Annotated in this window: 5 protein-coding genes; all 5 read right to left on the reverse strand. The window is 47.4% G+C overall.

What is annotated here, in order from left to right; all coding sequences use genetic code 11:
• A partial coding sequence (locus Q0668_RS22500; RefSeq protein WP_298868778.1) for a M56 family metallopeptidase occupies positions 1-1,404 on the reverse strand: 1,404 nt, incomplete at its 3' end.
• Between the two features lie 18 nt (positions 1,405-1,422).
• A complete protein-coding gene (locus Q0668_RS22505; RefSeq protein WP_298868779.1) occupies positions 1,423-1,815 on the reverse strand; it encodes a BlaI/MecI/CopY family transcriptional regulator in 393 nt (130 codons plus the stop codon).
• 109 nt (positions 1,816-1,924) lie between these two features.
• Positions 1,925-5,230: a DUF4838 domain-containing protein gene (locus Q0668_RS22510; protein ID WP_298868780.1), complete on the reverse strand. Its 3,306-nt coding sequence runs from the start codon at positions 5,228-5,230 to the stop codon at positions 1,925-1,927.
• Between the two features lie 148 nt (positions 5,231-5,378).
• The gene (locus tag Q0668_RS22515; RefSeq protein WP_298868781.1) at positions 5,379-5,789 is read right to left on the reverse strand and encodes a response regulator; all 411 of its coding nucleotides are present in this window, start codon (positions 5,787-5,789) and stop codon (positions 5,379-5,381) included.
• Positions 5,782-11,175 (reverse strand): PAS domain S-box protein, encoded by a 5,394-nt coding sequence (locus Q0668_RS22520; protein WP_298868782.1) that lies wholly within the window; start codon positions 11,173-11,175, stop codon positions 5,782-5,784. Before Q0668_RS22520 ends, Q0668_RS22515 begins: the two co-directional genes overlap by 8 nt.
• Positions 11,176-11,237: the final 62 nt, after the last annotated feature.

Genomic DNA, 11,237 nt, shown 5'->3' on the forward strand with positions numbered 1-11,237 from the left:
GATTCGAGCCTGGATCGATTCCTGGCTCAACCCAAATGGGAAATATCGGTTTATACTCTTATTAAACTCCGAACGATCTAAATTCAGAAAGGCTTCGGCACCTTTCAATTCCCTTCTGTCAAAATGAACACAATTCATATTCTCTATCGTCCGTATCCTATAATTCATCTCAACCGGCATCAGCTTTTTGAGATTCGCACGATACCCGGTAAGAATCTCTTGCGGCGTTGGCAGTGTCTCTTTATCTTTCGCAGCAACCGTTTGTGTTAACGGCTGCCCCAGCATAGGAGCGAAGGGCAGTAATATCATTGCGATGACTGCAACACAGAATTTTACTCGTCGCGAGATGTTACCACTTAACGAATCACACATGATACGTTTGAGCCTCTGTTCCAGAACGTGAGCAGAACCGATTCCTGTTGCGCCCGTAACGTGTGTTGGACGTGAAATATAGCCGATTGCTTTGACCAGTACTTCTGCATACGATCGCCGTTTTTCGGGAAGTGTCTGGACAACCCAGGCATCGCAACATTGTTCTTCAGCAATTCTAATTTGACGACGAACCAACCAAACGATGGGATACCACCAATAAACGCCGGTCACCAGTAACTCGACAATACGCACCCAGTGATCGCCGCGACGGTAATGCGCCAGTTCGTGTAGCAATAACGTCTCAAGTTCTGCCTTATCTATCTGGTCCAGCAAACCGACTGGAAGAATAATCCGCGCCCGTGAAAAGCAGGCCCACAAGAGAGGCGATATATTACCATCAACCATTTCAATTTTAGGGACATGTTTCAAACCAATTCGTGCTGCTAATGTTGCTGTCATTTGCTTTACATGATCAGACGCGGGTTGTGCGGAGCGCAGGAACCACTGGAATCGAGTAATACGCCAGACAGCCAGCAAAAACCAACCGACAGTTCCTATGAACCAGACAATCATCACGAGGCGTGTGAATACAAAAGATCGAAACTCTGAATTGGTTTTGAGTTGAACGAACCACGCGTGACCATCTTCTTCTTTCTGATTTTCAACGAGTTGTTTTGGTTGTACAACCTCCGTAATTGTCTCACTTGTTGGCGTGATATCATTCGAAGATGCTGATTCGATTTGTGATACAGGCTGTTTGTTCTGCGTCTTCTGTCGTGAGAAAAGAGATTTCAATGGCGATTGAATTTGTCCCTCTTCGTTAACTTTCGCAGTTTCGATAACCGATGTATTCGGAATCAGTTCCAGCTTGGGTTGCCAGTAGGCTGGCGTGATCAGCTTGACCAGGATCAGTAATAGAAATGCATGTAACACAGCGGGGTTTTTGATTCGACGTCGAAACACCATCAAGATGGCAAAAAGGCACGCCGTTACAAAAACGTTACTGATCAACATATTCAGAAAAGTATTCATATCCAACTCCGTTTGATTTTATCGTTTTTCTTGTTTGGCAAGATCGTCAATCAAATCCATTAACGCTTTTTGTTGTTTTTTATTCAGGTCATGATGCTGAGCCAGTTGAGTGAGCAATGGCGTCAACGAACCTTCACAAAGCGTTTCAGCGACTTCTTGTAGCCGACGACCAACCAGATCATTTCGATCGATGGCAGCCTCGTATTGGAAAGCAATGCCTTTTGCTTCTCGTTGCACGAACTCTTTCGCATCAAGACGTTCAAGTAGTTTTTTGACGGTGGAGTAGTACGCGTCCACACGTTCCGGTTCCAGAATCTCGGTAATGGACCGGATCGTTAATGGCCCATGTTGCCATAATACTTGCAAAACACTTAATTCTGCATTCGTTACGTCGCGTGAATTTCGAACCATTGAGATCTCCTACCTCCGACATGGGACATAATGTCGCAGGTAGGGTAGGACGTTATGTCGCAGGTGTCAATATGAGATCGGAAGAAATATTATTCTATATGTGCGGACTTTATTTCTGCTTGAGACCCTCGATATGTTCTTCAGCTATGCGCTGCTGGCCTGCTGCCGATGTTTTGTCGTTCAGAATTTCCTGAAATGTTTTGAGCGCTTCCTCTTTCCGGTTAGCTGCCGCCAACGTCTCTCCGACTCCCAGCAGTAGTGCATGTCGCCAATAACCTTTGAGTTTTTCAATTTTCGCGCGATGTAACGTTGCTAGCGACTCATCAAACTTTCCTTGCCTCCTCAGAATTCGGGCCGCGCCTAATACAGATCGAAACTCATCCGCCCCGCCAATGTTGGCAATAGATTCGAAGTTTTGACGATAAGCCGCCAAAGCAGCATCCTCTTTATGTAAATTCAGCTCTCGGTTCTCCCCCATCAATGCGAGAATGTTGGTTCGGATGCGCCTGTCAGACGTGTATACCAAAGCCGTCTGAAGATCTGACTCCGCTTTGTCACCCGCTTTCACACTGACATAAGCTCTAGCACGTGCAAAGGCACCGGAACCAATCTGCCAGAAAGGCCACTTTGCAAAATTTTCGTCACCGAACTGTTTAATAATCTCATCAAACTTTCGCTGCGCCAGTAAATTCTCCATCTGCACAGTTTTTGTTACGGAAGTAAGTGGAATCTGTTCTGCGATATCGTTGGCACGATCAAACTCTTTCAGGCTCCGCGCACAACGTGCCGCATACTGAAGTGCGTCAGATTTCTGGAAATCGGTCGTGTCCTTGACAGCGCTCAGAGCGAAATATGAGTCTAGCGCGTTCTTGTATTTACGCTTGCGCATCAAATCTGAAGCGGCCCGGCTTCCAATGAGATAATCTGTCACACTCGGATCTGCATCAAATTGATGCGAAAGGCCATGATGAAAATGTGCGAACTTCATCGGCTTATGAAAACCAGCAGTTCCCGTTGGAGAAAAGGCGGAATACTCTGAGCCGTTCTTGCGGATGCGTTGTCGGCAGACATTGATATGCCAGGGCAGGCTTTGTGTTGGTTTGTGTCCAATTACCTGATGCAGAGGATCGTTTTCATCTTGTACTATCGGGATTCGAATTTCGACTGTCCAATGATCGTCGGCTACATGCGTGGCAACTTCGGCCTGAGATTCCCAACGGAACCAGTTTTTCCTGTCTGCACCACGGTCAAGGTCGATCAACGCACCAGCGGGATTGACTACGATCTGGTAATAACTGTGTGACTCCGTCTCCAGTAGAATTTCTACTGCATCTCCATACCAGAGCGCCTGATCCCCATTTTTGGTCGTTGCGACATTCAGCTTTTCCCCTTTCTGGTCTTCGCAACGAATCGCAAAATAGAGATTATTTCCAATCCAGCTCGTTTTGATCGACGTACCATAAATTGGCTGGCGTCCAGTTTGCAGTTCACGAAGTCCGCCGGTCGAAGCATTAGGACATTTCTGCCAGGGTTTATCGTCGAGTTTACCATCGATCACGATTTCGCCACGTGAACCGGAAACGAGACGTAAACGTGATACGGGACCACGCTTCTGTGCCAGTTGTACGCTTTTGTTGCGTAATCCATTGAGATAGTTGTCAATCAACTGGATTCGACGAGCGTAAACGGAATCAGCGTCGACTTTAGATTTCGCCACAGCGAAAAGTTCCAAAGCGCGGTTCGCCTTGTCGCCGTCCTGTTCCATCTCGCGCCAATGATCTTCACAATAACTGAAAAATGCTCGCATCTGTTTTGCTGCAGGTCCATAAAAAAGATCACAATATTCGTCAAATAGTTTAATCGCACTTTGCGCTTTACCACCCCAGTACATCCGGGCTGTGAAATAGATCAGGAAGTGATTGTAGCCGATGGCATTCTCGCGAAAATCCATCGTGAGCCAGATATCTTCGCCGCGCGAAACGCCTTTGGTCGCGTTGATGCTCTCTCCGATCGTGCGTGGGATAAAGGCTGGCAAATAGAAACCACGGCCGGTGAAAGGATAGTTTTCGAAAATGATAATCGGGTTGTCGGTCTTCTTACTCCAGTCTTTACGTAATTGGCGTAAATCGTCGCGCGCTTCACTTGTAGGTCGGCGGCCGCCTACGATAATGACCTGCACATTCGGTTCCAGCTTGTCAATATTCTGTGGCGGCTGCGTGTAGGTTCCATAAGCACAATTAGAGATCTTTTTGTCAGGATGTGTCTTGCGTACTTCTTTCGCAACGCGGTTGACGAACTCCCATACATAATCTGAAAGCGCCCCGCGATAGCCATGCTCCGGCGTGTCTTTGCCCTCGCAGAGTTTACACTGACACATCGCTGTGTAACCATCGGGTGGCATGATTGAGACCACGTCCATATTAAAATGATCAAACTGTGCGCGGGCATAACGCACGGTTTCCTGAAAAAGTTCTTCATTCGAATAACATAACTGATGCAGTCGATCCCCGATCTGGTTATGCCGTTTTCCTCCATATAATGCAAACCAAAAAGGATGGTTTTTCAGGGTGTGTTCGTTATCTGTCATATGGTCTAGTCCATGAGCGGCTTGTCGTCCGTAAGGCTGACGCACACCCAGACGCATTGCCCACAACGCCGCATCGCGTCCATAGACACCGAAGCGGAAGTTTATCGTCCGCAGAGGAAAATCGGGCCGTACGATCTGATCCACCTTCGGCAGAGAGATGTTTTTCAACTCAGGTACGATTTCGCCCAGTTCACCCGGCAAATACCATCGCACACCCAGGCTGCGCAAAAAACCGCACACCGCATTGAATGATCCCCGCTCATCAAATCCCCATACATTTACATTTCCGTTTTTGTCGACATGTTGCTCCTTAGGAGTTCCAAAGAGATTTGTAGAACCAGAATAGTGTTTATAGAGCTGAGAATGTGGATAACCCCAGTGTGCGCCTGTGATATTGTTCCAAGCCTGTTGGACTTTTCCACTGACGAGATCGTTGTTGTTTCGAGGCCAGGGTTCAATGGGCACGAAATTCGTATCTTCACCGATCAGGACCAGCCACTTCTCGCCAGAGACGATGCGATAGGCGCCGTACTTCAGCCCTTCATCCGTAATGCCCAGTTTGTCCGTATGGGAACTACGACCAACAAAAATTCGGAACGGAAACTTGCCACTTGGTTCGGTGACAATCTTAAACCTGGCACCGGAGATTTTTTCGACATAGTTTTGCAGTTCTTGTGCCGCGAGCCGCGTCGTTCGTGCAGGCTGTTCGCTGATGATGATTTCAGCGCGAGGTAAACCCTGTTCGACAAGCAGGGGTTCGACTGCGTTTGCATGAACTGCCGAGAGAAAAAAACAACAAAGAATAGCAGGCAGAGTATTTTTCAGCATGGTGTGTCTCTTTTCTCTTAGGAGTGATGCACTATGAGAAATTTATTTTGCAGGTCATGCACGAGAAACACAAGTGAGAATGCACAGAAAAGTCAAATCCAGCTCTGGCCTTAATGTATCACAGGTCAAAGTCCGGTTACATTCATCTCTAAGTCGCGGTTGTTTTGCTAGAAACTTGGTTCAGAATTGTGGTAATCATATTTTGCAGTTTGGCGGGGCGAAAGGGCTTTTCAAGAAAGGTAGCGCCAAGCTTTTCGGATTTGCATTTAAGTGCATCGTCTCCATGTCCCGTTGTGAGAATGACAGGAAATTGTTTGCCCAGTGAATTGAGTTGCTCAAGAAGTTCAATGCCACTCATCTCCGGCATTTGTAAATCCGTAATAAGACAAGCAGGACCCTGAATGATATTCGACTCAATATTCTCCAGGAATTCGCTTGCGGAAGAAAAACACTTCACCTGAAAATTCATAGCCTGCACAACAAGGCTTAAAGCATTTCTGACTGCAGATTCGTCATCCACAATTATGACGGTTGGAATCTGTTCTGGTTCATTATCCATTACAGTCCTCCAGAGGTAATGTGAATTTGAAAGCCATGCCAGAAACATGATTCCGTTCTGCAAACAATTTTCCGCCGTGTGCTTCTACAATGGATCTGCTGATCGGCAATCCCATTCCCATGCCTTCTGGTTTCGTTGAAAAGAAGGCATTAAAGACCTGCTCGAATTCTTCATGACTGAGACCGATTCCAGAATCAGAGACGGTAACTTCAGCATGTTTGTCTTGCAGAATATGAGTCGAGACCGTGACTTCACGTAGGCTGGTTGGCAACTCTTGCATGGCGTCTATGGCATTTCGGATCAGATTTACCAAAACTTGTTGAATTTGAATTTCATCGACGAGTACGCGCGGAGCTGGTTTGATGAATCGGAATGTGAGTTTGGTCTCAGATTGACGTCTGTCCGGCTCGACGAAAATGGCAACGTCTTGGATGAGCATGTTTAGATCGATCGACTTTCGCAAAGATTCAGTTTTTTTCACGAAATTACGTAATCGCCGAACGATATCACCTGCACGAATTGCCTGGTCTTCCAGTTTAGAAAGAATTTCCTGAATTTCGAGAGGACTGATCTTAGCTTGCTCAACCAGCCTGTTTGCAGCGAAGCTGTATGCTGCGATTGCCATCAGAGGCTGATTGAGTTCATGTGCGATGCCGGTGGCCATTTCCCCCATTGTGCTGATGCGTGACATGTGTGCCAGTTCGTTATGTTGTTTCCATGCCTGTGCTTCCTCATTTCTTCGCTCAGTGATGTCATGAGCAATTGAATATGCCAATCCGCTGTCGAGGTTGGGGTTAAAGCTCCAGTCAAGGAATCGATATTCACCTTCTTTGGTTCGATAGCGATTCTCGAATCTCAGAACCTTATTGCCAAGCTTGAGTTCCTCTTCAATCACTAGAATTGTAGGGGCAACATCGTCTGGATGGATGAAGTCCAGAAACGTGCGGCCCAAAACTTCATTCTCACTGTAACCGTGCAATCGAAGAAAGGATGGATTGACTTTAACAAACGTGGCCGTTTCGATGTCAGCTACACAAATTAAGTCCAGTGACATTTCAAAGATCGTGTTAAGTTCATCTTCTGTTTTTTTACGATCTGTGATGTCGACGGCGAGCGTATAGAATCCACGGACCGTACCATCCGGTCCTCTGTCGGGCACATGTTCGTTACTGAGCGTACGTTTGCCGATTTGTTCGATTTGGACGACCGATTCATACTTAACTGGATTACCGGCGAGTACAGAATCGAGGCGAGGCTTGATCAACTCGTAATACTCTTCACCCAGAATGTCCCACACGGGTTTACCGACGATTTGCGCCCGTTCGAGGCCAAATGTTGATTCATATCGTTTGTTGACGAACTCATAACATCGATCAGCTCCCATGTAGGAAATAAATGCGGGTATAGAATCCGTCACCAATCGCAGTCGATGTTCACTTTCCTTGAGCGCCTCTTCAGCAAGCTTCCGATCAATGGCTTCGCCTAGAATATTAGCTATCGCCTGGAGAAAGCTGATGTCGTGCTTCGTAAATGCGCGTTTCTCGCAAGTGTGAATACCCAGAATGCCGAATGGCCGAACTTTACCCGATATCACTACTGTTATTCCACTGACGATTACATGATCAGATAATGAGAGTGTAACGTCGAATCGCCCATCGGCAGCCAGATCTTCTACAATAATCGGCTCATTTGAACGTAATGTGGCAGCAGCCTGAGAGCGGCTTTGAATTGAGATGATGCGACTCTGCAGTGCGCTTTCATTCCAGCCAACCATAGCACGAAATCTCAAAGATTTTCCATCTGGTAATAGTTCCATTATTTTCGCATACTCAGCGCTAAGCTCGGTTGAAATGACGGAGACGGACTCCTCGATTAATTCGGAGGGGTCAGCACCGGCGAGCGCGCGCTGGCCAAGTTCCGCAACGACAGCCTCTTGCCGTATATGAGACTTGATTTCAGCCTCAGCCTGTTTCCGCGCCGTGATGTCTTCGATGATGACAATGTGTTGTCCAGGTTCCTCATCAGGCTGCCACATAGACGAAACTGTCAAGTTGATCCAGATTACCGAGCCAGTTTTGTGGATCAAACGTTTCTCGATTGAAAAATCTTGAATCCGACCCTCGATTAATTCGTCCATCTTGACTTGATCTTGGGAAATATCTTCCGGGTGAGTCAGTTCCATCCAAGTCAGGCCGACGAGTTCTTCGCTGGAATACCCGAGGAGTTTCGCATATTTCGAATTTACCCGGACGAGTTTTCCTGGTTCCGATTCGACGACACCCACAGCCACTCCCGCCTGTTCGAAAATCGAACGAAACCAATGCTCGCTGGCGCGTTGCGCTTCTTCAACACGTTTGCGTTCAGTGATGTCGTGTGTCACAGCGAGCAGAGTTGTTGTCTTGCCGACCGAGTTACGAAGCGGAACCTGATGCGTTTCCATCCAGCGTCGTGTGCCACGTAATCCAATGAATTCGAATTCTTGTGTGTTCGATTCGCCTTCGAAAACTTTTTTCCCGTTTGTGATAAATTCATCGAGGTACTCTGGCGCAATCAATTTATAGGCGGACTCACCACGTACGTCTTCGATCGAATCAGCTTCTATCATCGCCAGACCGGCTGCGTTCATGTCCAGCAATTTACCGTCTGCATCGAGAAGCTTGACACATTCCGGCACCGACTCGAAGATCGTGCGGAATCTATCATTGCTTTCAAGAAGGGCGGCTTCCGCGCTCTTGCGTTCGGAAATGTCACGCATGAAACAGTGGTGCCCTGTCATTGTACCGGCTGCATCGGCAATTCTGACCATCAAAACCTGTTTGTGAAACAGTGATCCATCTTTCCTTACAGCGCGTGCTTCAAACTCGGACTTGCCATCACGGCACATATCTTCATATGCCTGTATGGCATCAGTCATATCGTCGGGATGAACTGTCGGATTCCAGGGGCCTCCGATAAGCTCGTGAGGTTCATATCCCAACGCCTTGGCGTAATCATCATTCACTTCGACATAGCGACCGTCGATATTAAGGCGCGATATTCCGGGCATTGCGTTTGAGAGTGCGACATTAAATTCGTCCAACCGGCCAAGCGCCAATTTACGATCAGTGATGTCCATCAGAGTGCCCTGGATTAAGTCGATCTGCACTCTTTCATCAAGGATTGGCTCGCCTCTGCTGTGGACCCAGCGAATTGATCCGTCTGGTCGCAATACTCTATATTCGTAGCTGAAGGAACTGCGCTCATTCAGAGATTTCTGGAACGTGCGATTTGCATAGCCTCGATCATCAGGATGAACGATTTGGTTGAGCATTTGTTCTCGCGAAGGAAGCTGGCTTTTTGGTTCGAGTCCAAAGATCCGGTAGCATTCGTCTGACCAGTTCATGGGGGAACCGTCTGGTTTGACCTCGTAGCTACCAACATGCGCGATCTGCTGTGCGCGACGCAGTTTTTGCTCACTTTGAGTCAATTTGTCTTCTGCTTTTTTTCGCTCGATCGCAATGGATGCCAAATGAACGGCGCGCTCTGTCAGCATTTCATGGAACGCATCCGGGCTGCGCGGTTTGTTATAGTACATCGCAAATGTACCCAGTACGCTCCCGGTAGATGATTGGATCGGAAGGGACCAGCAGGCACGAAGTCCATGCTTCATGGCGAAATCGCGATAATTCGTCCACAGTGGATCGCTGGCAATATCGGAAACGATCACCGACTGATTGGAATAAGCTGCTGTTCCACAAGATCCTTCACCAGTACCGATCTCTATCCCATCGATTGCCCGATTATACTCGTCAGGCAGGCTAATTGATGCGCCGTGTCGCAGATGAAGGCCCTCCTCATCCAACAGTAAAATTGAACAGATCATGCCATCGGATTGTGTTTCTATGAACTCCACGAGTTCAGTCAAACCTCCATCTTGGGAACTTGAAGAAGAGATGACCTCAAGGATCTTCTTTTCTCCCGTCAACAGACACTCAGCCCGTTTTTGTTCTGTGATATCAACGGCTGTACCCAGAATCTGTAACGGGGAACCTGTTGCGTCACGCTCCAGCACAACATCGCGCGCTGAGAGCCAACGGTACTCACCCGTATGATTCTTAAGTCTTAATTCACGAGACAATACTTCAACATCAGTTGCTTTGCGGACGCGCCGACCATGAGAGTCGTAAATTTCCAGATCATCCGGGTGAACTTGCTGGCGGATGTAGCTTCCCGGACACGTGGATATTTCTTGAATGGGGCGTCCGAGAAAATTGGCTAATGAAGGGTTCGCATAGATATGTCGCTGCTCGTTTAAGTCATAGACCCAGACTAATTGAGTGTCTGAGTCGGTAATGTTTTTCAGGAACTGCTGGTTCTTGTGTAACGCTTCTGTGGCTTGCTTTTGCTCTGAGATATCCGTATCCGTACCAACTACCAGTAAGGGAGAGCCATCGGTTTCGCGTTGAACGATAATGCCTCGGTCGAGTGTCCAATACCACTCACCCGATTTTCCCCGCACACGGTACTCACACTCATAGAGGGGGGCACGACCTTCCAGATGATCCATAAATTTGTTTTTCGGAATATCGACATCATCAGGATGAATCAAGCCCTTCCACCCCTCCCGGCTTTGGGGAACTTCGTTTGGTTCATATCCCATCCATGTGGTCGTAGGCCTTTGTGCGGTAAGTTCACCTGTTTTAAGGTTGATCTCCCAGCAGCTTGTCCCCGTGGCATTGAGTGAGATTTGCAGCTTACGTTGATCTGATTTTAGTGATTGCTCGGCTGCTTTTCGTTCCTTTACTTCGGACACTAATTGCGCGTTCGCTACTTCTAGTTCATGTGTCCGCTCCGAGATACGATGCTCCATTTCATTTTGCGATTTCTGCAGCATTGCTTCTGCGCGCATTTGCTCTGTCGTTTCAATGACCACGCAATTGATACCCACAACCTCGCCAGCATCGGATTTAACCGCGACAAAACTGAATTGAAAATACTTTTGTGCATTCGGATCGGCGGGAGTTTCTGTGCAAATGGATCCTTCCAGAATGGGTTCTCCAGTTTCGATTACGTAGAGGAGCTGATCTTCAATCTTCGCCGCAAGCTCCGGAAACAACTCGCTGAGTGTATGCCCGATATGTTCTTCGACTTTGAGTCCGTTAAGAGCGGCGAGCCATTCATTAATGTTAATGTATCGTAGTTGAGTGTCGTAATAACAAAGACCAACTGGCGCATCTCTGTAGATTTGATTCAACCAATTTGGATCACATGAATTTTCTTTGGTGTCCTCATTGGTGATTGAGAAGTTGACATGCGCGGAGTCTATGCGTTGTTGCTCTAAGATGCTTATACGACGTCGAAGCTGATTCACTTCTTCGACAAGTTCTGCTTTGGTTGTGTCTGCCATAGATTTGCTTAAGGGTTCCTCTAATAATTCCTTGAAATCAAGGAATTAAGTATGGACGTGTT

Origin of the sequence: uncultured Gimesia sp. (assembly GCF_937910335.1) — a bacterium.
Classification (GTDB): Bacteria; Planctomycetota; Planctomycetia; order Planctomycetales; family Planctomycetaceae; genus Gimesia.

Coding starts and splice junctions, on each gene's coding strand:
- Q0668_RS22505 (WP_298868779.1), bottom strand. CDS start 1,815: ATGGTTCGAAATTCACGCGACGTAACGAATGCAGAATTAAGTGTTTTG.
- Q0668_RS22510 (WP_298868780.1), bottom strand. CDS start 5,230: ATGCTGAAAAATACTCTGCCTGCTATTCTTTGTTGTTTTTTTCTCTCG.
- Q0668_RS22515 (WP_298868781.1), bottom strand. CDS start 5,789: ATGGATAATGAACCAGAACAGATTCCAACCGTCATAATTGTGGATGAC.
- Q0668_RS22520 (WP_298868782.1), bottom strand. CDS start 11,175: ATGGCAGACACAACCAAAGCAGAACTTGTCGAAGAAGTGAATCAGCTT.